The sequence below is a fragment of the uncultured Microbulbifer sp. genome (assembly GCF_913055755.1).
Classification (GTDB): Bacteria; Pseudomonadota; Gammaproteobacteria; order Pseudomonadales; family Cellvibrionaceae; genus Microbulbifer.
The window spans coordinates 1-23,623 of record NZ_CAJXKH010000015.1; the positions used below are offsets into that span (position 1 = coordinate 1).

The 23,623-nt window shown below is 60.6% G+C and carries 15 protein-coding genes; 6 read left to right on the forward strand and 9 right to left on the reverse strand.

The window, feature by feature from the left end; all coding sequences use genetic code 11:
• Positions 1 to 281 precede the first annotated feature (281 nt).
• On the reverse strand, positions 282 to 1,631 hold the full coding sequence (locus tag QZ511_RS04605) for a phosphomannomutase (RefSeq protein WP_295799637.1): 1,350 nt from the start codon (positions 1,629 to 1,631) through the stop codon (positions 282 to 284).
• 1 nt (position 1,632) lies between these two features.
• Positions 1,633 to 2,469 carry a UTP--glucose-1-phosphate uridylyltransferase GalU gene (galU, locus tag QZ511_RS04610; RefSeq protein WP_295799639.1) on the reverse strand — a complete coding sequence of 279 codons (837 nt, stop codon included), beginning with the start codon at positions 2,467 to 2,469 and terminating at the stop codon, positions 1,633 to 1,635.
• Between the two features lie 260 nt (positions 2,470 to 2,729).
• Here galU and fabA point away from each other — a divergent pair, with 260 nt between their 5' ends.
• Together fabA and fabB are read left to right on the forward strand one after the other, a co-directional pair.
• Positions 2,730 to 3,254, forward strand: a complete 525-nt coding sequence (fabA, locus tag QZ511_RS04615; RefSeq protein ID WP_295799640.1) for a 3-hydroxyacyl-[acyl-carrier-protein] dehydratase FabA — start codon at positions 2,730 to 2,732, stop codon at positions 3,252 to 3,254.
• Positions 3,255 to 3,325: 71 nt separating this feature from the next.
• Complete coding sequence (fabB, locus tag QZ511_RS04620) at positions 3,326 to 4,549, forward strand: beta-ketoacyl-ACP synthase I (protein WP_295799643.1); 1,224 nt, start codon at positions 3,326 to 3,328, stop codon at positions 4,547 to 4,549.
• 95 nt (positions 4,550 to 4,644) lie between these two features.
• Here fabB and QZ511_RS04625 read toward each other — a convergent pair whose 3' ends face one another.
• From QZ511_RS04625 to QZ511_RS04640, 4 genes are all read right to left on the reverse strand, one after another.
• A complete protein-coding gene (locus tag QZ511_RS04625; RefSeq protein WP_295799645.1) occupies positions 4,645 to 5,499 on the reverse strand; it encodes a sugar nucleotide-binding protein in 855 nt (284 codons plus the stop codon).
• Between the two features lie 13 nt (positions 5,500 to 5,512).
• Entirely contained in the window at positions 5,513 to 6,073 is a 561-nt protein-coding gene (gene ssb / locus QZ511_RS04630; protein WP_295799648.1) for a single-stranded DNA-binding protein, read from the reverse strand.
• Between the two features lie 168 nt (positions 6,074 to 6,241).
• On the reverse strand, positions 6,242 to 7,414 hold the full coding sequence (locus tag QZ511_RS04635; protein WP_295799651.1) for an MFS transporter: 1,173 nt from the start codon (positions 7,412 to 7,414) through the stop codon (positions 6,242 to 6,244).
• Positions 7,415 to 7,541: 127 nt separating this feature from the next.
• Positions 7,542 to 8,945 carry a mannose-1-phosphate guanylyltransferase/mannose-6-phosphate isomerase gene (locus QZ511_RS04640; protein ID WP_295799653.1) on the reverse strand — a complete coding sequence of 468 codons (1,404 nt, stop codon included), beginning with the start codon at positions 8,943 to 8,945 and terminating at the stop codon, positions 7,542 to 7,544.
• Between the two features lie 177 nt (positions 8,946 to 9,122).
• Between QZ511_RS04640 and uvrA the strand changes: the two genes are divergently transcribed.
• The 4 genes from uvrA (at position 9,123) to QZ511_RS04660 (ending at position 20,382) form a co-directional block, all read left to right on the forward strand.
• Positions 9,123 to 11,957, forward strand: coding sequence for an excinuclease ABC subunit UvrA (gene uvrA, locus QZ511_RS04645; RefSeq protein ID WP_295799655.1), 2,835 nt, complete (start codon positions 9,123 to 9,125; stop codon positions 11,955 to 11,957).
• Between the two features lie 458 nt (positions 11,958 to 12,415).
• Positions 12,416 to 13,225 carry a CheR family methyltransferase gene (locus QZ511_RS04650; RefSeq protein ID WP_295799657.1) on the forward strand — a complete coding sequence of 270 codons (810 nt, stop codon included), beginning with the start codon at positions 12,416 to 12,418 and terminating at the stop codon, positions 13,223 to 13,225.
• Positions 13,222 to 19,134 (forward strand): non-ribosomal peptide synthetase, encoded by a 5,913-nt coding sequence (locus QZ511_RS04655; RefSeq protein ID WP_295799659.1) that lies wholly within the window; start codon positions 13,222 to 13,224, stop codon positions 19,132 to 19,134. Before QZ511_RS04650 ends, QZ511_RS04655 begins: the two co-directional genes overlap by 4 nt.
• A gap of 18 nt (positions 19,135 to 19,152) precedes the next feature.
• Positions 19,153 to 20,382, forward strand: coding sequence for a GNAT family N-acetyltransferase (locus QZ511_RS04660; protein ID WP_295799662.1), 1,230 nt, complete (start codon positions 19,153 to 19,155; stop codon positions 20,380 to 20,382).
• A gap of 11 nt (positions 20,383 to 20,393) precedes the next feature.
• Here QZ511_RS04660 and QZ511_RS04665 read toward each other — a convergent pair whose 3' ends face one another.
• The 3 genes from QZ511_RS04665 to QZ511_RS04675 are packed head-to-tail and all read right to left on the reverse strand — an operon-like array spanning position 20,394 to position 23,566.
• Entirely contained in the window at positions 20,394 to 21,239 is an 846-nt protein-coding gene (locus tag QZ511_RS04665; RefSeq protein WP_295799664.1) for a glycosyltransferase, read from the reverse strand.
• Between the two features lies 1 nt (position 21,240).
• Complete coding sequence (locus tag QZ511_RS04670) at positions 21,241 to 22,179, reverse strand: glycosyltransferase family 2 protein (protein WP_295799666.1); 939 nt, start codon at positions 22,177 to 22,179, stop codon at positions 21,241 to 21,243.
• A 31-nt stretch (positions 22,180 to 22,210) separates the two neighbouring features.
• On the reverse strand, positions 22,211 to 23,566 hold the full coding sequence (locus tag QZ511_RS04675; protein ID WP_295799669.1) for a hypothetical protein: 1,356 nt from the start codon (positions 23,564 to 23,566) through the stop codon (positions 22,211 to 22,213).
• Between the last annotated feature and the right edge of the window lie 57 nt (positions 23,567 to 23,623).

Below are 23,623 nucleotides of genomic sequence, written 5' to 3' on the forward strand. Positions count from 1 at the left end.
CCGGCAGTGCCGGGGCTTTTTGGTTTTGGGGCTCTGTAACTGGCGCCCCGCCTTAACATCAAATAATTTCACTTTGCACCCAAAAGCAAATACGAAGTGTAAAAATTCAATGCGAAGGCCCTGATATCGGGTACAGCCTTGCGAGACCTTCTAAAACAGGGATGTTTTAGAAGAGCCCCCATGGATGGGTTCACGGCGTGTCTCGCAAGGCAGTACCCGATAGCAGGGCCGCCACTGAGCTCCGCCACGAAGCGTGGCAGAGCCCACTACGAAATAAAAATCTAGCCTCGAATCAGCCCCAACAATTCCTCGGTCTTGGCCTTCATCAACGCCTCATCCCCACGGGATTCCACGTTGAGGCGCACCACCGGCTCGGTGTTGGACATGCGCAGGTTGAATCGCCACTCGTCAAAAGCAACGCTCAGGCCGTCCACATGTTCGACGCTGTTGGCACCGGCCGCGTATTTTTCTTCCGCGGCTTTCAGCAGAGCTGCAGGATCTTCCACCTTGGAGTTGATCTCGCCACTGCACGGGAAGGCCGCCATACGCTCGCCCACCAGCTGCGACAGGGATTTGCCGGAACGGCTCACCAGCTCCGCCACCAGCAGCCACGGAATCATGCCGCTGTCACAGTAGGCAAAATCGCGGAAATAGTGGTGTGCACTCATCTCGCCACCGTAGATGGCGTCTTCCTTGCGCATGCGCTCCTTGATGAACGCATGGCCGGTCTTGCTCTGCACCGGCTCACCGCCCGCTGCGCGCACAATGTCCTCGGTGTTCCAGGTCAGGCGCGGGTCGTGTACCACCTTGGCACCCGGCTGCTTGAGCAGGAAAGCTTCCGCCAGCAGGCCGACCACATAGTAACCCTCGATAAAGTCACCGCTTTCATCGAAAAAGAAGCAGCGGTCGAAATCGCCGTCCCAGGCGATACCGAAGTCCGCGCCGCTCTCACGCACCGCGGCCGCCGTGGACTCGCGGTTTTCCGGCAGGATCGGGTTGGGGATACCGTTGGGGAAACTGCCGTCCGGCTGGTGGTGCACGCGCACAAACTCAAACGGCAGGCTCGGCGCCAGCGCATCCACTACCGTACCGGCGCCACCGTTACCGGCGTTGACCACCAGCTTCAGCGGTTTCAGCGCGGAAACATCGACGTAGCCCAGCAGGTGCTGCACAAAGTCATCGCGATGGGCAAAGGTATGCAGCTCGCCGCGCTTTGCCACTGCGGCAAAATCGTTTTCTTCCGCCAGGCGCTTGATGTCCAGCAGGCCGGTATCGCCACTGATCGGGCGGGAGCCGGAACGCACGAACTTCATGCCGTTGTAGTCCATGGGGTTGTGGCTCGCGGTCACACAGATACCGCCGTCGAAATCGCCGTGGAAGGTGGCGAAATAGATCTCTTCGGTGCCGCACTCGCCAATGTGATAAACGTCGGCGCCGGCATCGCGCAGGCCGTTGGCCAGCGCATCGGTCAGCTCGCCACTGGTAAGGCGAATGTCATGCCCCACCACCACGCGGCGGGCGTCCAGGAACTGGGCGAAGGCGCGGCCCACGCGGTAGGCCACATCGGTGTTCAGCTCGTCCGGCACGCGGCCGCGCAGGTCATAGGCCTTAAAACAGGTTAATTCGGTCATCTCAGCCTTTCTCCCCCGGCAGATAGATATTTTCATAAACGTAATTGGTGGCTTCGACAAAGCCGTCGACGGAACCGCAGTCGAAGCGGCGCCCCTTGAAGTTGTAGGCGAGCACACATCCGCGCTGGGCCTGGGCCAGCAGCGCATCGGTAATCTGTACCTCGCCATTCTTGCCCGGCGGCGTTTCCCGAATGAGGTCGAAGATATCCGGCGTCAGGATGTAGCGGCCGATGATGGCCATATTGCTCGGCGCGTCTGCCGCTGCCGGCTTCTCCACCATATTGGTCACCTGGTACAGGCCCGGCTTGATTTCGTTTCCGTCGATCACCCCAAACTTGTGAATCTGGTCTTGCGGCACCTCTTCTACCGCCACGATGCTGCAGCGGAACTGCTTGTACAGCTGCACCATCTGCCCCAGCACCCCCAGTTCATCATTGAGGCAAAGATCATCTGCAAGCACCACGCCAAATGGTTCATCACCGATCAGGCGCTGTCCCTGCAAAATGGCGTCCCCCAGACCGCGCATTTCGCCCTGGCGGGTATAGGAAAAACTGGCTTCATTAATAACGGAGCGGACGCTGTCGAGATAGCGCTCCTTGCCGGTACCGGCGATCTGGTGCTCCAGCTCGAAGTTGGTATCGAAGTGATCCTCGATGGCGCGCTTGCCGCGCCCGGTGACAAAACCGATCTCGGTCAACCCTGCCTCGATGGCCTCTTCCACCCCGTACTGGACCAGCGGTTTGTTCACCAGCGGCAACATCTCCTTGGGCATGGCCTTGGTTGCCGGCAGGAACCGGGTGCCGTAGCCGGCAACCGGGAAAAGACATTTTTTGAGCATTAATCCCCCTCACTAAAAATATCTGTCGGGCGCTTTCCCGCGCCTTTGTCAGCAACTTATCACAATTCTGTGGCAAGAATCAGTCCAGCCCGGAGACCGCGGTATACCTGGTCCCGCGCCCTGATGACCACTTCCGAAAAACTGGTCAAGGGTTATTTGAGACAAACGCAGTCACAAAAAGGTTTATGACTGACTGGACAAGCTATGCTTAGCCCTTAGAATGCCGGCTCGTGTAAAGATTGCCCAGAATCGGGGACCCAATGAGTAATTTCGTTCAAAAAAGCAGCTACACCCGTGAAGAACTCCTGGCCTGCAGCCGTGGAGAAATGTTCGGCCCGGGTAATGCCCAGCTGCCCGCCCCCAATATGCTGATGCTCGACCGCATCACCCATATTTCCAAGGACGGCGGAGAATTCGGCAAAGGGGAGCTGATCGCAGAACTGGATATCACCCCCGACCTGTGGTTCTTCGAGTGCCACTTCCCCGGCGATCCGGTGATGCCGGGCTGTCTCGGCCTCGACGCCATGTGGCAGCTGCTGGGCTACTTCCTGGCCTGGAAAGGCAACCCCGGCCGCGGCCGCGCCCTGGGTTGTGGCGAGGTGAAGTTCACCGGCCAGATATTACCGACCGCGAAGAAAGTCACTTACCATATCCAAATGAGCCGCCTGGTCGAGCGCAAGCTGGTTATGGGCATCGGCAACGGTTCCGTAGCCGTGGACGGCCGCGAGATCTACACCGCCAAAGACCTGCGCGTAGGCCTGTTCACCCGCACCGACAACTTTTAAGCCGGTGGCGGGTCAAAACCGACCCACACAGAACAATAACAATCCACTCGAAAGAATTACTGGAGTTTACTATGCGCCGGGTAGTCATCACCGGAATGGGTATCACTTCCTGTATCGGTAACAACACCAAGGAAGTACTGTCTTCCTTGCAAACGGGCCGCAGCGGCATCCGTTATATGGATGAGTACGCCGAGCTGGGCCTGCGCAGCCAGGTTGCCGGGCTGGTCGATATCGATTTCAAAGAGCACATCGACCGCAAGCACCTGCGCTTTATGGGTGACTCTGCCGCCTACGCGTATATCTCCATGGCCGAGGCCATCGAGATGGCAGGGCTGGAAGAGAGCGACATTTCCAACCCGCGCACCGGGCTGGTGATGGGCTCCGGTGGCACGTCCACCACTGCGGTTATCGAAGCCGCCGAAATCCTGAAAACCAAGGGTGTGCGCCGGGTAGGCGCCTACCGGGTCCCGCAGACCATGAGCAGCACTGTATCCGCATGCCTGGCCACGCCGTTCAAGATCAAGGGTGTGAACTATTCCATCTCCTCCGCCTGCGCCACTTCGGCTCACTGCATTGGCAACGGTGCCGAACTGATCCAGATGGGCAAGCAGGACGTGGTATTTGCCGGCGGCGGCGAGGAGCTGGCGTGGAGCCTGACCCACCTGTTTGACGCCATGGGCGCGCTGTCCTCCAAGTACAACGACACCCCCACCAAGGCCTCCCGCCCCTACGACGCCAACCGCGACGGCTTTGTGATCGCCGGCGGCGGTGGCTGTGTGGTGCTGGAAGAGTACGAACACGCCAAGGCCCGCGGTGCCAATATCATTGCCGAACTGGTGGGCTACGGCGCCACCTCCGACGGCTACGACATGGTTGCCCCCAGTGGTGAGGGCGCGGCGCGCTGCATGCAGCAGGCGCTGGCTGGTATGGACGGCAAGGGCCTGGAAGGCGGTGTCGACTACATCAACACCCACGGCACCTCCACACCGGTTGGTGATGTTGCAGAACTGCGCGCGATGAAGGAAGTATTCGGCGACAAGGTGCCGGCATTCGCCTCCACCAAGTCCCTCACCGGCCACTCCCTGGGCGCCGCCGGCGTACAGGAAGCCATCTACTCCCTGCTGATGATGCAGAACGGCTTTATCGCCGCCTCTGCCAATGTGGAAACCGTGGACGAGGCTGCCGAGGGCCTGGACCTGGTAACCGAGCTGCGGGAGACCGAAGTGCGCCGGGCGCTGTCCAACAGCTTCGGCTTCGGCGGCACCAATGCCAGCCTGATCTTCGACAAGATCTGAAGCCCCGCCAGACGGCAGGACTGAACAAAAAAAGGGCGAACCGGCCAACGGTTCGCCCTTTTTTTGCTGAGTATTCGCTGCCGGCCTGCGCCGGACTAATCCGCCTTCTGCAGCCGTTCCAGCCACAGCTCCACCTGCCGGGTCAGGCCCTGGCGCCAGCTGCGCTGCTGAATACCGAAGACGTCCCGCAGTTTGGTGCAACTGAGAACTGCGGAGCGGTCGGTGGACTGCGACGCCTCGCCGGCCTCCGCCAGTGGCTGTATATCTGCGGCAAAATCCTCCCCGTACAGGGACTTCACCCGATCCAGAACTTCGCTGCCAAATTCCAGCGCGGTACAGGTGTCTGCCGATCCGTAGTGGTACAGCCCGTTTCGGGGTGCGCCGCTGGCCAGTTGCTGGGCAACGGCGGTGGCCACGCGCACCAGGTCGGCAACCGTGGTGGGGTTGCCGCGGCTGAGGTTGTCCAGTGACACCGGCCTGTTGGCCAGCAGAGCGGCAACCACCCGCCCCAGCAGTGCGTGCTCGTTGCGATCGACCAGCCAGCCGAGGCGCAGGGTGCTCACATTTTCCGCTCCGGACAGCAGCGCCTCACAGGCCTGCCAATCCTTGCCAGCGCGGGAATCGGGCGCAGGAGTCTCCTCTTCATCGATTTTCTTGCGCCCACCGCCGGCAAATACCCGGTAGGAAGAGAGGTGTAGCAGCGCGCCGTAGGGTAGCGCCGGCAGCGCCTCGCAGATGGCCCGCGCCCGCGGCATGTTGGCGCTGCCACCACAGGCGGCAGCGTTGATCAGCAGAGTGCCCTCGCGCAGCTGGTCGAGCTGGTCATCCGCGAGCAGCTGCACGCGGAATCCGACCTTCTGCAGGCCTTTCTGCAGCGCGCTGTCGATGGCGTTACCGGCACCGATCAGCGCGACGGAGTCCGGCTGGTAGCCGGTGTGATGCATGGGCATTGGCGCGCTTCAATCAGAACGGAATGTCGTCGTCGAAGCTGTTGTCAAAACCACCTGCCGGCGGCTGTTTGGAAGGCTGACCCTGCGGCTGTTGCTGCTGCGAAGGTGCCATCGGTGACGGCGCCGAGCGCCCCTGGGAAAACTCGTCCTGGTAGCCCTGGTTGTAGCCGCCCTGGCCACCGCCCTGCTGCTGGCCGTAGCCACCACCCTGGTTCTGCTGGAAACCACCCTCACCGCGGCTATCCAGCATCTGCATTTCGCTGGCAACAATCTCGGTGGTGTAGCGATCCTGGCCGGAATTCTTGTCCTGCCACTTGCGGGTGCGCAGGGAGCCTTCCAGGTACACCTTGCTGCCCTTGCGCAGGTATTCGCCGGCAATCTCCGCCAGGCGGTTGAAGAACACTACCCGGTGCCACTCGGTGCGCTCCTGCTGCTGGCCGGTCTGCTTGTCCTTCCAGGTCTCCGAAGTCGCCAGGGTGACATTGGTAACCGCGCCGCCACTGGGCATGTAGCGGGTTTCGGGGTCACCCCCCAGGTTGCCAATCAGAATTACTTTGTTCACGCCCCTGGCCATACGCCTCTCCTCTCGATCTGCCCGCAGCGGGCAACAATGTGCAAATTCAAAACAGTTTCAGACAACGACACAGCGGGCCAGCCCGGGAAAGCTGCCCACTGCCAACGGTGTATTTATATCCAGCAGCATACCGCATTCAACCGACAGCCGTCACCGCTTACGCAGCAGTCATACGCCGGTGACCGGCATGTAGCTGTTGCGCATGCGCCACCACAGCAGGGACCACAGCAGAAGGACAAAAAGTCCCAGGGTAGCGACACCCCCGGCACCGCCAAGGCCGAACACCAGGCCACCGAGGCTGCCCCCGGCAAAAGCGCCGAGAAACTGCAGGGTCGCGTAGAGCCCGGTGGCGGCGCCGCGGCACTCCGCGGGCGCTACCCGGGTGAGCTGTGCCGGCAACAGGGCTTCCAGCAGGTTGAACGCGAGGAAAAACACCCCCAGGCAAACCACCACCCAGGTCCCGTGTACCTGGGGCATCAGCGCTACGCCGCCAAATACCAGCCCCAGTAGCGCCAGGCGCATGGCCGCGGGAACCTGCTGGCGCTTTTCCGCCATCCGCATCAGCGGCAACATCACGATAAACGCCCCCAGCATCAGCGGTGCGTACAGCTTCCAGTGCTGCTCGCTGGCGAGATTCAGCTCGTCCACCAACAGCCGCGGCAGCGGTACAAACAGCATGGTGAGCAGCAGGTGCAGGAAAAAGACCCCGCCGACGAGGCGCCAGACCGGGCCCTGCCCCAGCAGTTTGCGGAAATCCCCCGGCCGCGGCGCATGGCGCCTGGCCGCCTCGGGATTGGGCACCAGTCGCCACACCAGCAACATTCCCACCAGTGCTAGCAGTGCGGTCAGCCAGAAGATCGCCGACAGGCCGCCGGCCGCCGCCACCAGCGGCCCCAGTACCACCGCCAGCACAAAGGCCACGCCGATGGATGCGCCGATAATGGCCATGGCCTTGCCCCGGTTCTCGTCCCGGGTCAGGTCCGCCACCAGCGCCATGGTGGCCGCGGCAATGGCGCCCGCGCCCTGCAGAATACGCCCCGCGATCAGGCCGTAGACCGAGTCGGTCAGCGCCGCCACCAGGCTGCCGCAGGCAAATACCGCCAGCCCCAGGAAAATCACCGGCTTGCGTCCCCAGCGGTCACTCAGGGTGCCGAGGGGGATCTGCAGTATCGCCTGGCTCAGGCCGTAGGCACCCAGCGCCAACCCCAGCAGGGCCGGGGTACTGCCCCGGTAATCGGCGCCGTATAGCGACAGCACCGGCAACACCATAAACAGGCCCAGCATGCGGAAGACGTAAAGGGAGGCGAGGCCGGCGAGAGCGCGGCGTTCTGTGGGGTTCATGCAGAAATTCCGGACACAGGGAAAAACAGGCGCGCATTGTAGCAGCCATGGCCGCGGAGATTGATCCCCCGCCGCCCAATGGCCAGATAGCCTGTCGCTATATGGCCACCGCGGTCAATTGCGCCCGTCACTCTCGCCCGTATTGGTCCTCGAAACGGACGATATCGTCCTCGCCCAAGTAACTGCCGGACTGCACCTCGATCAGCTCCAGCGGGATGGTGCCGGGGTTTTCCAGCCGGTGCACCACCCCCAGGGGAATGTAGGTGGACTCGTTTTCGGTCAGTAACAGCTTGTCGTCACCCCGGGTCACCATGGCGGTGCCCCGCACCACGATCCAGTGCTCGGCGCGGTGGTGATGCATCTGCAGCGACAGCTGGCAGCCGGGCTTGACCACGATGCGCTTGACCTGAAAGCGGGGCCCGCCGTCGATGGAGTCGTAGTAACCCCAGGGGCGGAATACCTTGCGGTGATTCTCCGCCTCGCTGCGCCGGTCCTGTTTCAGTCGCTGCACCAGGGTTTTGACTTCCTGCACGCGGTTCTTGTGCGCCACCATCAGCGCATCGTCGGTGTCCACCACCACCAGGTCCTGCACACCGAGAATGCCCACAAGGCGATCGCTCCCGTGCACCAGGCAGCCGGAGGCATCCTCTGCGAGTACGTCGCCCCGCAGCAGATTGTCGTTGCCATCCCGCTCTGCCAGCTCCCACAGTGCCGACCAGGAGCCCACATCACTCCACCCCGCCTGCATGGGCACCACGGCAGCGGACTCGGTGCGCTCCATCACCGCGTAGTCCACCGAATCCGACGGGCAGTTGGCGAAGGCCGCGGCGTCGATGCGGGTGAAATCCAGGTCCCGCGCGGCGCCGGCCATGGCGGCGCGGCAGGCTTCCAGTATCTCTGGCCGCTGCTGCCCCAGTTCCTCCAGGTAGCGGGTGGCGCGGAACAGGAACATGCCGCTGTTCCAGTTGTACTCGCCGCTGGCGAGATAGCCCTCGGCGGTGGCGAGATCCGGCTTCTCCACGAACTCCGCCACTTGCCAGCCTCCCGCCACCGGCTCGCCACTGCGGATATAGCCGTAGCCGGTTTCCGCACTGGTGGGCACTATGCCGAAGGTCACCAGGTGACCGTCTTCCGCCAGCGCCCGCGCAGCCTGCACCGACTGCCGGAAGGCCGCGGCATCCGCCACCACGTGATCCGCCGGCAGCACCAGCAACAGCGGGTCCTCGCCAGACTCGGTGGCAGCCAGCGCCGCCAGCGCGATGGCCGGTGCAGTATTGCGCGCGCAAGGCTCCAGCAGGATCGACTGCGCGGCGCGATCTATCTCCAGCAGCTGCTCGGCGGCGGCAAAGCGGTGGTTCTCGTTGCACACCAGGATCGGCGCCTGCACACCGTCCAGGCCGTCGAGGCGCCGGGCAGTGGCCTGCAGCATGGTGTCGCTGCCCGCCAGGGACAGGAACTGCTTGGGGTAGGCCTCGCGGGACAGCGGCCACAGGCGTGAGCCGCTACCGCCGCAGAGAATGACAGGAATCATGTTTTCCATATCCTTAGCGGAATATTCAGTTGTGCAGATTTTGGCACACTCCCCAGCCGGATTATACTTGACCGTTTTCGTCCGCCCGGTTCGCCGCGGCACCAAATCTGACATCAAGCCTGACAGCAAACCTGGCAGCAAACCTGGCAGCAGGCCCGTCACAATACAGGACAGCGTGTGGATACGATTTATGTACGGGGTGCGCGCACCCACAACCTCAAGAATATCGACCTGGATATTCCCCGCGATAAACTCATCGTAATTACCGGCCTGTCCGGCTCTGGTAAGTCCTCACTCGCCTTCGACACCCTCTACGCCGAGGGCCAGCGGCGCTATGTGGAGTCGCTCTCCACCTACGCGCGCCAGTTCCTGTCGATGATGGAAAAGCCGGATGTGGACACCGTGGAGGGGCTGTCGCCGGCGATCTCCATCGAGCAGAAGTCCACCTCCCACAACCCGCGCTCCACCGTGGGTACCATCACCGAGATCTACGACTACCTGCGCCTGCTGTTTGCCCGCGTCGGCGAGCCCCGCTGCCCGGAGCACCACGAGCCGCTGCAGGCCCAGACCATCAGCCAGATGGTGGACCAGGTGCTGGCGCTGCCGGAAGGCAGCAAAATCATGCTGCTGGCACCGGTGATCCGCGACCGCAAGGGCGAGCACCTGCACGTGTTCGAACAGCTGCGCCGGGACGGCTTCGTGCGCGCGCGCATCGACGGCACCGTGTGCGACCTGGACGACACCCCCAAGCTGGACAAGCGCAAGAAGCACACCGTCGAGGTGGTGGTGGACCGCTTCAAGGTACGCGAGGATCTGCAGCTGCGGCTGGCGGAATCCTTCGAAACCGCGCTGAACCTCACCGACGGCATCGCCGCCATCAGCTTTATGGACGGCGACCAGGAAGACCGCCTGTTCTCCGCCCGCCACGCCTGCCCAGTATGTGATTACTCACTGGACGAACTGGAACCGAGACTGTTCTCGTTCAACAACCCCGCCGGTGCCTGCCCCGCCTGTGACGGCCTCGGGGTAAAACAGTTCTTCGACGAGGAAAAAGTGATTCTCGACCCGGCCAGCAGCATCTCCGAGGGTGCGATTCGCGGCTGGGACCGGCGCAACATTTACTATTACCACATGCTGGATTCGCTGGCGGAACACTACGGCTTCGACCTCGACAAGCCTTGGAACAAGCTGCGCAAGCGCGATCGCGAGGTCATACTGCAGGGCAGCGGTGACACCGATATCGACTTCAGCTATGTGAACGACCGCGGCGACATCACCGTGCGCCGCCACACCTTCGAGGGCATCATCCCCAATTTCCAGCGCCGCTACCGGGACACCGAATCCCAGTCGGTGCGAGAGGAACTGGCGAAATACCTCAGCACGCAGAAATGCCCGGACTGCAGCGGCACCCGCCTGCGCCGGGAAGCGCGCAATGTATTCGTGGACGACCGCACCCTGGCACAGATCACCGAATTGCCGGTGGGCGATGCTTTCGACTATTTCACCAACCAACTCAAATTTCAGGGCGCGCAGAAAGAGATCGCCGACAAGATCCTCAAGGAACTGCGCGACCGCTTCCGCTTCCTGGTGGATGTGGGCCTGAACTACCTGACCCTGAACCGCAGCGCCGAGACCCTGTCCGGCGGTGAGGCCCAGCGCATCCGCCTGGCGAGCCAGATCGGCGCCGGCCTCGTCGGCGTCATGTACATTCTCGACGAGCCCTCCATCGGCCTGCACCAGCGGGACAACGAGCGCCTGCTCGCCACCCTCACCCACCTGCGGGACATCGGCAATACCGTAATCGTGGTGGAGCACGACGAAGACGCCATCCGCGCGGCGGACTTTATCGTCGATATCGGCCCCGGTGCCGGCGTGCACGGCGGCGAAGTGGTGGCCGCCGGCAGCCACGACGAGATTGCCGCCTGCGAGCGCTCACTTACCGGCCAGTACCTGTCCGGCGCCAAGCAGATTGTGGTGCCGGAAGCGCGCAATCCCGCCAGCGACAAGATGCTGCGTATCCAGGGCGCCACCGGCAACAACCTGAAGAATGTGAGCCTGGAAATTCCCGTGGGCCTGTTCACCTGTGTCACCGGTGTCTCAGGCTCCGGCAAATCCACCCTGATCAACACCACCCTGTATCCGCTGGCGGCAACCGCCCTGAACAAGGCCACCACCCTCAAGGCTTCCCCGCACCAGAAAATCGACGGGCTGGATCATTTCGACAAGTGCGTGGATATCGACCAGAGCCCCATCGGCCGCACACCGCGCTCCAACCCGGCCACCTACACAGGCATTTTCACCCCCATTCGCGAACTGTTTGCCGGCACCCAGGAGGCGCGCTCGCGGGGCTACAAGCCGGGCCGCTTCAGCTTCAACGTGAAGGGCGGGCGTTGCGAGGCCTGTCAGGGCGACGGCGTGATCAAGGTGGAAATGCATTTCCTGCCGGATATCTATGTGCCCTGCGATACCTGTAAGGGCAAACGCTACAACCGGGAGACGCTGGAGGTACATTACAAGGGCAAGAACATCCACGAGACCCTTGAGATGACCGTGGAGGATGCGCGGGAATTTTTCGACCCGGTACCGGCCATCGCCAAAAAACTGCAGACATTGATGGACGTGGGTCTTTCCTATATCAAACTCGGCCAGGCCGCGACCACCCTCTCCGGTGGTGAGGCCCAGCGGGTGAAGCTCTCGCGGGAGCTGTCCAAGCGCGACACCGGCAAGACCCTGTACATTCTCGACGAGCCAACCACCGGCCTGCACTTTGCGGATATCCAGTTGTTACTGGATGTACTGCACCGGCTGCGCGATCACGGCAATACCATTGTGGTGATCGAACACAACCTGGACGTGATCAAGACCGCGGACTGGATCGTCGACCTGGGCCCCGAGGGCGGTTCCGGCGGCGGTGAAATTATCGCAACCGGCACGCCGGAACAGGTGGCGAAAATCAAGGGCTCGCATACCGGGCGGTTTCTGAAGCCGATGCTTGCGGCCAAGCGCGGCTGACTCTGCTCCGCCCCTCCCCCACAGGAAGGGGCGGTTTAACCGCCGGCCCCTCCTGCAACCCGGCTATTTATCTAAGATTTTCTCCCTCGCATTTTTTCACACTTGACCTCTCTCCCAGTATTTCCCGCCCGCGGCAATTTTTCAGTCGCAAATGTCGTAGAAAAATTCATCCACCGGCCCTCCCCACTAGCGCCGCGGACATCCAACAATAATTGGCCTTACATTCATCCCAATACCCGGCCAAATCGTCGCGAAAACCTATAATTTCTGGGGCACGCCGGACCTGAACCAGATGTAACGTCGATTGCGCCGTCATAAGCAGTATAAAGCGCCGAATCATCCACAGGGATCCATTACAGGACCACAGCGACGCGCATTATTACCGGCGTTTTCACCCGTCAATCCGCTTTTTATAAAAAGTTCGTAACAGTATCAAAAAGTTAGGAAGCCCCGTCGACATGGATAGTTCGTCCCGTCTCAGAAATATTCTGCGGCATATCAAGCACTGGCTGGTAGTAAAAACCGCACCACGCAAAAACCGTATTTACACCCAGTTCTACCGATTCCCCCACCAGTACCGCGTGCTGGCAGAGCGAATACTCCCGCAGATGATCGAGGCCCACTCTCGCCCCCTGCGCATTCTGGTGTTCGGCTGCTGCAGCGGTGCCGAACCCATATCGCTCTCCGCGGTACTGCGCCGCAACTTTCCGCAGCTGGAGTATCAAATCGAAGCCTACGACATAGTGCCAGATGTGATCGAGCGGGCACAGAATCCGAATTACAGCCAAGAAGAGGTGCACCAGGGGCCCTTTGTCACCGAGGAATTTGTCGGCGAAACCTTCGACCTGGTGGACGGCCGCTACCGGGTAAAACCCGAAATCCTGCGACCGATTTCCTTCCGCGTGGGCGACATGCTGGATCCGGGGTTTATCGCTTCCCTGGGCCAGGCGGATCTGGTTTTTGCCCAGAATGTGCTGTTCCACCTGCCGGCCAAAAATGCACGCCGGGCCTTTGCCAACCTGCAGCAACTCATGCACTCCGACTCCGCGCTGTTCGTAAACGGCATGGACATCGATATGCGCGTGCAACTGACCAAGAAGTTCGAGCTGCAGCCGGAAGACTACCTTATCGAAGAGATCCATAACGACGCCCGGCAAGACCGCGGGGATGGCTGGGCTGGCGCCTACTGGGGAAGGAAGCCATTCAGCCGCCGCTCCCGTGAATGGATCCGCGAGCACTGCACCATCTACCGTAAGGCCAGCGTATGAATACTGTCGAACCACTTGAGTGTGATTTTACCCAATTCACCATCGAGGAAACCGAGCAGTCAATTGCCCAGCGCTTTGAAAAGCAGGTGGCGCGTCACGGCGAGCGCCTCGCAATTACCGACGGCAATGCCTCTCTCAGCTACAGTGCCCTGAATCATCTGGTGAACCGCATGGCAAGGAAAATCCTCGCCCTTGCCCCCGCGGAAAAACCGGTACGCGTTGCAACCTTTCTAGAGAAAGGTATCACGCAGATTGCCGCGATTCTTGCGGTACTGAAATGTGGCCACGCCTATGTTCCGATCGACCCGGCGTTCCCGGCGAAGCGCAACCGCCACATTTATCGCGAGTCCCAGGCAGCGCTGATCCTGAGCAAAGGCTCCAATCACCAGGCCGCAGCAGAACTTGCCGGCAACGCGACCCGAATCCTCGATCTGGACGACATTCCGGAAAGCATTCCCAGTGACAACCTGGACATCGCGATTTCTCCGGATGCCCTCGCGTACATCATTTACACCTCCGGCTCCACCGGCAACCCCAAAGGCGTAGTGCAGAATAATCGCAACCTGTTGCACGGCTGCATGCGTCGCACCAATCTGCAGAAGGTGTCGCCCCAGGACCGCATGACCCAGGTTTACTCCTGCAGTGTCATCGCCTCGGTTTACTGTATTTTCGGCGCACTGCTAAATGGTGCAGCACTCTTTCCCTACGATTTCCACCGCGATGGCGTCGACAAGCTGGGAGAGTGGCTGATCTCCCGCCGTATTTCCATCTACCATTCGGTGGCATCCCTTTTCCGCGAGTTTGCCACCCAGTATCGCGGGGCGACCGACGAATTCAGTATCCGACTGGTGACCTTCGGTGGCGAGCGCGTACTTACCAGCGATGTCGAACTTGCACGTAAGGTTTTCGGCCAGGATATAGAGTTCTATACCGGGCTCGGTTCCACGGAAACGGGCACCATACGCTATTTCCATATTGGACGGGATACTGTCCTCGATGGCGATGTGGTACCGATTGGCTACCCGGTGGAAGGCGTTGAGGTTGTACTTCTCGGTGAAGATGGGCGCGAAGTCGCCAACGGCGAAATTGGCGAGATCACCGTGCGCAGCCCCTACCTGGCGCTGGGCTACTGGAAAGATACGCAATCCAGCGACAAGGCTTTCAGTCGCGACAATGACAATCCATCGATCATCATTTACCGCACCGGTGACCTGGGGCAAATGGACCCGGATGGCCTGCTGCACCACCGCGGGCGCAAGGACTTCCAGGTAAAAATTCGCGGCTTTCGTATCGAAGTGGCAGAAGTGGAAGCGCGCCTGCTGGCGCATCCGCAGATTTCCGAAGCGGTTGTGGTGTCGCGGGATATTCGCGGAGAGGCACAGCTGGTGGCCTACCTGGTGCCCGCCGGCGACGCAGCTCCGAACGTTCAGGAGCTGCGCGATTATCTGGCGGAACAGCTCACCTATTACATGATTCCCACAGTCTATGTACGCCTGGCACAACTGCCGAAAACACCGAACAAAAAGGTGGACCGCAATGCACTGCCGGCACCGACCGCCGACAATCAGCTGCGCGGTGCCGAGCTGATTACCGCAAGCGGCGGCACCGAAGAGTTCCTGGTGGAATCCTGCCAAGAGCTTCTAGCGCGGGACGTCGTCAACGTCGGCGAAAGCTTCTTTGCACAGGGCGGCCATTCCCTCAGCGCGACACAGCTACTGGCGCGGATCAACGAGCACTTCTCCGTAAGCCTGGATATTCGCAGTATTTTCGAGAGCACCAGCCTGCGCGCACTGGGTGAGCGTATCGATGCCACCGCCCCCAAAACGGAAGAGAAGGCCGCGGCAGAGAGCCTTACCCACGCGCCTGCCAGCGCGCGCATTCCACTCAGTGCCGCACAGCAACGCATGTGGCTTTCGGAAAAACTGTGGGGCAACGGTAACGCCTACAAGATTTCCAATATCGTGCTGCTGCGGGGCAAACTGAATGTCCCCGCGCTGGAGCAGGCACTGGGTGCAATTGTCGCGCGCCACGATATCCTGCGCACCCTTTTTCCCGAGGATGCCCAGGGCCCCTACCAGCAGGTTGTACCCACCGAAACATTCCGGCTGCCGATAACCGACTTGCGCGAGCAGCCCAGAGCCGGCCGCACCAGCCGCGCCACCAGTTATTGCCAAAAGCTGTTGAAGGAACCCCAGTCTCTGGATAGGGGGCCACTGTTTTGCGCACGCTTGATTCGCATCGAAGACAAGGCGGCGATTCTCGCACTGACCTTCCACCACATCATCTACGACAACATCTGGTCCAGCGGGATATTCTTCCGCGAATTGCGCCAGCTGTACGCCGACTTCACACAACAACGGCCCGCATCACTGCCGCCACTGGCATTCCAGTTCGCGGATTACGCCTACTGGGAACAGCAGCGCAGTACCGGTGCCCCCTACCAGGCCCAATTGGACTACTGGAAACAGCAGCTCGCCGACGCCCCGGCGCCACTCGACTTGCCGGCGGACCGGCCGCGGCCGCAATCCGCGGACTTTCGCGGCGGGCTGGTGAAATTCAAGTTGCCCGCATCCCTGTGGGCGGCACTGGGCGCACTCGCGCGACGGGAATCCGCCACCAGCTTTATGCTACTGCTGGCAGCCTGGCAACTGCTGCTTCACCGCTATACCGGGCAGCTGGATATTGTCGTCGGCACACCGAGCGGACGCCGCCAGCACACCCAGTCAGAATCGATGATCGGCCTGTTCATCAATACGCTGGTACTGCGTACCGATTTTTCCGGGCAACCGGACTTCCGCACCCTGCTACAACGTGTGCGTGCAACTTCCATCGACGCCTTCGCCAACGACCAGGTGTCATTTGAAGACCTGGTGACAGCACTGAACCCGCAACGTGCAAGCGGTGAATCTCCCTTCTTTCGCCACCTGTTCATCCACCGCAAGCAACAGGCGGGCCAGTGGCAGATTCCGGGCCTGCAGGTCACCCCGTTGAACGCGCACGCCGGCGGGGCCAAGTTCGATCTCACCCTGTCGGTACTCGAAAGCGACAGGGGTCTCTCCGGCAGCCTCGAATTCCGCCGTGCCCTGTTCGACCGGGAGACCGCCGACAGCCTGTGCCAGAACTACGTGCAACTTCTGACCAGTATTGTGGAAATGCCCGATCGTCCGGTTGCCACCCTGCCCCTCCTGGCCCCTACGGAACGCGCGCAATTGTGCAGCGAGTGGAACCAGACCGCAGAGGACCTGCCACTGCAGTTCACTGCCGCGCAACTGTTCGAACAGCAAGTGGAAAAACGCCCCGAGCAAACCGCGCTCATCGGTGAGCACGTTAGCCTGAGTTACCAGCAGTTAAACCAGCGCGCCAATGGTGTTGCGGAGTTGCTGCGCACGCGCGGCGTGGGTGCGGGATCACTGGTGGCTGTGTGCATGGAGCGCTCCCCGGATCTTGTGGTGGTACTGCTCGCGGTATGGAAAGCCGGCGCCGCCTATGTACCACTGGACCCACTATTCCCCGGCGATCGTATCGCCCACATACTGGAAGACAGTGCCCCGGCGCTGGTGGTTACCGATGCCGCGAGCTGCGCCCGGCTGCCGGAAATCCCCGACGAACCTCTGCTCCTCGGGGACAGCGCACCGTTCGAACAGGGGGCCACCTCGGATTTGCCGGCCATTGCCGACAGCGACGGCCCCGCTTACGTCATCTACACGTCCGGCTCCACCGGCAAGCCCAAGGGTGTACAGATTGCCCAGCGCAGCCTGGTCAACTTTCTCTGCTCCATGCAACAGCGCCCCGGGTTTAGCGCGGACGATACCCTGCTCGCGGTGACGACCATCTGTTTTGACATCGCCATGCTGGAGCTCTTCCTGCCACTGCTCAGCGGTGGACGCCTGGTGATTCAGGACGCAAAACAATCTCGCAACCCGGTAGCCCTGCAGCACTGCCTGCGGGACCACAATGTCACGGTCATGCAGGCGACCCCTTCCACCTGGCGCATGCTGCTCGACCACGGCTGGCAGGGCCAGCCTTCGGTGCGAGTCCTGTGCGGTGGAGAAGCCATGGGCCGGGACCTCGCCGATCGCCTGATCCAGCGTGGCCTCGAGGTATGGAACCTGTACGGCCCCACCGAAACCACCATCTGGTCTTCCACCTGCCCCATTCGCAAACCGGAAGATGCGGCGTTTATCGGCGAACCGATCGCCAATACCACCCTGTATGTACTGGATTCCAGCGCTGCACTGATGCCGGTGGGAGTTCCCGGCGAACTGTGTATTGGTGGCGAGGGGCTGGCGCTTGGGTACCTCAACCGCGAGCCACTCACACAGGAAAAATTCTTCCCCTGTGCGGCACTAGGGGGCGAACGCCTGTACCGTACCGGGGACCTGGTGGTGCGCCGGCGCGACGGGCGTATCGAGTACCTGGGGCGCATGGATCACCAGGTGAAGATCCGCGGCTTCCGCGTGGAAGTGGGCGAAATAGAAACGGTGCTGACGGAAGACCCAGCGGTGCGCCAGAGTGTGGTCATTGCCCACGATGACGACTGTGGCAGCAAGTACCTGGTGGCCTACGTGATCGCCGCAGGCGAAACCAGTCCCGACAGTGAGGCGCTGCGCCGCCGGCTGCGGCAATCCCTGCCGGAATATATGGTGCCGGCGGCCTTTGTCACCACCAGCGAGTTTCCGCTGACACCGAACGGAAAGGTGGATCGCAAGGCCTTTGTGGCTCCGGAAATTGCACAGGAAATCACCGCGGCTTCGACTGGCCAGCCCGCGCCCGCGGTGCCCGACGCACCAACAGCCACGGACGTTTCCGAATCTCAGGGACGGTTAATGGAGGCGGCCCCGAGCCCGGCGGCGGCATCGAGCGCCGCGGAAGTTTCCGAGGCGCCGTCACAAAAGCCCGCCGCTGCCCCCGCGGAAATCACCGCGGCAATCCGCGAGGTCTTCAAGGCACTATTGAAGACCCCGGTACCATCGGACGAAATCAGCTTCTTCGACCTTGGCGGACACTCACTGCTGGCACTGCACGCAATCACCCGGCTCAACTCCCTGTTTGACCAGGAGTTGCCTCCCACCCTGCTGTTCGACTTCCCGACGGTGGCGGCCCTGGCGGAGGCGATCCAGAAACTGGGGGAAGGCCAGAGCGAGCAGGAAGTACTGGCCACCGCCGGCGTGGATGAGCAGACCGAACAGCAGGTCAATGCGATTCTGGAGGCGGTGCAACGCCGCAAAGATACGGCAGACCTGCCAAACTTTCCCCACGGCATGAAGATGCGCCGCTCCCCGATTGCTGCGCGTCTGCTCGCACCACTGTTCGCCATCCCCCGCAACAGTGTGCGGGCACTGCTGCAGAAGCTGATTCTCAAACTGGAGGGCGGCTCCACTTTCAGTATCACCATACGCGAGCTCTACCGAAAATATTACGCTATCGAGGTGGATGACTTCAGCAGCGTTACCTTTGATCCGGTGAAACTGAAGTCCTCTACGCGCATTGGAAAGTACTGCACCATCTACCGTACCGCACGCTTCCAGAACGCGGATCACCCGCGCAATACCCTCTCAACCCACGGAATCTTTTACTACCCCGGGATGGGCTTCAGTACCGGCTACGCTCTCGACCGGGTTGCCATCGAAGTGGGCAATGACGTGTGGATCGGCGATGGAGCCAAAATCCTGTATCCCACGCGGAAAATTGGCGATGGCGCGGTAATCGCAGCTGGCGCCATCGTTATCGAGGACGTGCCGCCCTATGCAGTGGTCGCCGGCTACCCGGCACGGGTGGTGCGCTACCGGTTCTCCCACGACACCATTGCCAAACTGGAAGCGCTCAAGTGGTGGGATATGTCACCCAGCCAGCTGCACCACAGCAGGCGTGAATTTCTCAAGCCACTTGAAGGTGAGCGGATACGCTAACACAGCCAGGAGTCACAAATGGAATTGGAGGTTGAGGCCGAAGGCCTGCGCGGGACGCCCTTGTCGGCCCAATGCCAAGAGGGTCGGGCGAGCCCAAGAATCGCAACGGATATAGCCGGTGCACGTATCCTGCTGGAAGCCTGGGAAAACAGCGGCAATAACGACTCGCCCCGCTCGCTACACGCAACTACGGATTTTTTCTTGCCATTTCTCGAAGCCAATACCAGCTACAGGGCACCACACATCGCCCTGTGGCAGGACGGTGCAACCACCGCGGGCGTTCTGATCGGCCGGATCACTGTTGCCCGCCCCAAGCGCACGATCGGGCCTGTGCGGATTCCAACCCCCAGGTTGCGCACCCTGGAAATCGTCCACGGCGGGCTGCAGGCAGGCAGCGCACAAATCGCCAGCCTGCAGTTGGTGTATCTCCGTGAAATTCTTTCTCGCGGTGAGGTGGACTGTATTTCAATCCACCACCTGCCCTTCGACAGTGAAATCGATGGCCAGCTGTTTGCTGGCTTGTGCGCGCTGGGAGACAGCAGGCCCGCAATTACAGGTCACTGGTTCACGGAGCTTACCGACGACGACGGAAAAGCGGTGATAACCAATTCGTCCAAGACCCGCCGTTCTTTCCGTCGCAAGGATCGCAAACTGGAGACCCACTTCAACGGCCAGGTGCACGTGCGTGAACTGCGCCAACCGGGAGAGGTCGCGCAATTTATAGACGCCGCCGCCGGTATCGGCAAGCGGAGTTACCAGGGCGGCCTGGGAGTTGGGGTAAGCAACGACCCGCATTGGCACAGGATACTCAATATCCTCGCCGCCAGCGGTAATCTGCGTGGCTACCTGCTGGAAGCAGACGGCATAAATATCGCATATGGTCTCGGCGCAATAGGACGGGGCACTTGCTGTTACATGGCGGGGTCATATCTGCCGGAATTTCGCAAGGTCGGCCCCGGCGGGTATTTGCTGCGGCGTATCTTCGAACACATGCAGGAAGAAGGGGTGCGCTGGTTCGATTTTGGTTTCGGCAATGCGGACTACAAGCAACTGTACGGGAGCGAGCACCGGAACGAGGCGACCCTGCACCTGTTTGCCGGTTCCGCACCAGCCCGTATCGCCCGGGTCATCGACAGCATGACACACCGGGCAAATCACACCGCACGTTATCTGCTCGAGCGCACCGGAATGCTGGAGTACGCACGGCGCTGGTGGCGGCGCAGCCTGGAATGGCTTGCGCGAAAGTGATCAATGTTGCTTCAGGTGGCGCCGCGGCTGGATTCATCGCGGTGCCAGCGATAACGAGCCCCCCGGCGACGGTAGCGCAATGCATTGACATAGGCGAGTGCATTGACCGCATAGTATACGACCCACTCCACCAGGGATGGCCGACTGGTGAAACGCGAGGTAGATGTGCCCGCGGGAACGGTACATTCCTGCCGCTTGGCAAGCTGCAACTTTCCCAGCTTGCTGCGGGTTTTTATCCGCAGTAAATCCCGAAAATTGCCAGGAACCCACACCTCACTGTGCGCCTGCTCGCACACGGCGATATTGGAATAGCCAAATATTGCGCGAATATACCCGTCGTCGGAAATCAGGTCAGGAAACTTGGAAAACGACTGCCGCGCAGCCCGGTTCAAGCCATATACCCCGGCACCGTAGCCATATTCGGTGAAAAACCGCGTCTTTTTCCAGGCGCGGTAGTAGTATTTCACGAAAAAGTCACTGTCGCCGTTACGCAGTACACCCTGCGGGGCGACCACTACCGGATCGGTAGATTTTCTGCAGGCATCAATCAACGCCAGTAGCGCTTCCTGATTGATATAAACATCAGCGTCCACATAGATCCTGGGGAATCCCAGACCCTGCGCTTCGGCTTCATTGATCGCGCGCGCCTTGCCGGCGCGGGCAAGGTCAAGACAGCGAGCCTGAGGAAAAAAATGCCGGACTACACCGGCGGTCCTGTCACTACAGCCGTTACAGGCAACCGTGATCGTGTACTTACCACTCTGCACACCGGGATATATCGCCTTCAGCAACTTGCCGATGGTAGCGGCTTCATTGTGCGCGGGAATAATCACCGAAGGTTTTAGCTCGAACGACATATCAGGGCGCCCATTCCTGCTGGCTATTGGCGAACTGGCGCCAGAGATCCCGCTGCACTTTATACTTGTCGTCAGCGCGCGCGAGTACCGAGAAGGCGACCAGGCGCAACCAGGTACCCAATGCGATCAACCAGCCGGCAATTTCCGCCTGAAATTCTGATCCATGCTTGGCGAAATACCGCAACTTTGACCGGTACAGGAAGTTCAGTTTGTTGATCCCGGTCAGCGTCTGACTGCCAGCGTGCATAATCACAGCGCGATCTGTTACCCGCGGTCGCGCCCCCAGCATACGGGCCCGGCGGCACAGGTCGATTTCCTCGGAATACAGAAAAAAATCCTCATCGAACCCGCTGAGCTGCCGAAACAGTTCCTGGTCGATCAATAAAAAGCATCCGGAAACCGCATCCACATCGCCATTTCTTTGGATAGAACGCTGGGAGTAGCCACCGCTGGTACGGCGCAAGCCTATACTCAAAAGCTTGTCCACACCGAGGCTCCAGCATAATAGCGATAGCAAGCCAGGCTCGCGCCAGGCAGATTTTCCGTCGAGCGCCCCGTTCACGTTACAGGTAACACCGCCCCAGATTCCACAACCGGGATTCTCCGCCGCGAACTCCAGAAGATTAACCAGGCTATCGTGTTGCAGTCGCACATCGGGATTCAGAAACAGAATAGGCGCCGAGTTGGAGATGGCATTGGCTCCCAGATTGCAGCCAGCGGCGAATCCGAGGTTTTTTTCCGACTCGATCAGCTTTATCTGTGGCGATGACAACGCGCGTAGTAACGCACAAGAGTCATCCCTGGAGGCATTGTCTACTACGACAAATTCTATGTCTTCTATCGGGAGGTCACCGTCCGCTATGTCTTGCAGTGCCCGGCAGATTTCCTCGCCGCAGTTGTAGCAGACAAACACTATGTTGAGTAAAGGGGGGGTCGGCATAGTCATTCACCGCTGCTGATGAAGTAAGAGTTCACAATCCAGAGCTCGCTGCTGGCAATGGCACTGCCCGTCCCGATCGCACCCTTCCCTTAAGCGGGCTACGTACCTCGCTAACTGCGGCAATGCCACCGACTGACAGATAGAAAATACATACCATTTGCCCGAAATAAGATACGGCGAGAAAGCTGACGCAGTGCACGAATAGCATGACCGCCAGTCCCCACAGTAGCCGGCTTGCGGCCACAGAAGTTGTCATGCGCTGCGCACGCCCCAGGCGCAAGAACAACACAGCAAGAAACATGGCAAACAGCAGTAACTGGACGACTCCCCCATCGACGCCCGCAAGCACATATTCATTGGTTATATCCTGCATTCCCCAGCCCCAGTGTGCGGTGGCTTTGGTACCAAAGGCCCACCATTCCCCAAAATGATTGATCGACTGTTGAATCAGGTTATAGCGGTGCCAACCGGTGGATCCACCGGTAATGTCGATGCGCGATAGCAGGTGCCATACGGGCATTTCCATCACCAGATGCAGTACAAAAAGTACCCCCACCATTGCTATCGCCAGAGAGCGCATGTAGTGGCGCCAGGAATAAAACGCAACCCCGGCCAATGCACACATCAAGGCAACTACCGGCGTACTTGACGCCGTAGCCAGCACAATCAATGGCATACTCACGATGCCCGCGCCAATCAGCATGCGCGCACCGGTACGGCTCTGCCACAGCGCTATCAGGCAGGGCAGAATGGTCGCCCAGCACAATCCGGCCATGATTGGATGCAAGAATGGCCCCTGGGCCCGCAAGCGACCATTGCGCGCCAGCGTTTCCTCTGGAACGCCGCCAAATATGGAGAACAGGTTGCGGCCACTCACCTGCTCCAGCGCGAAGAAGGCGAGCATTGGCAGTGACAATGCTGCAAACCACAGCAGCAGACGGCGCACATCTTCGAATGAACGCAGGCAGGCGCGCCCTATCAGGTAAGCGCCAAATGTATCGATGGCGCCACCGGCACTGGTAATCACACCTTCAAACCCGCCACTCAGCATTCCCGAGGCCAGCAGATTCCATAGCGTGACCGCAAGTATCAGGTTATCCGGCAGCCCCCAGCGAATCTCGCGCAACTGCCCGCGCAAAAAAATTGCCGCGAGGGTCGCAAGTATAAGAATTCGCACAAACGTGAAGTCCAGAGAGAATATCGCGATACGCTGGGCACCGGGCAGCGCAACCGCAATCATGATCAATGGAAACAGCTGATAGCGCCGCGGCAATATCAGTAATGCGATCAGCGCGACCGACAAGGCAGCCAAGCCGATTGGGTGCGCCATCGTCTGATCGGCCCACAGCGCGCCACCAAAATGTTCCGGCATCACACGTTCAGTCATGGGTCACCTCACCCGGGCACGGCACAAAATTGATTGAAGATTGCTTGAATGTTTTCG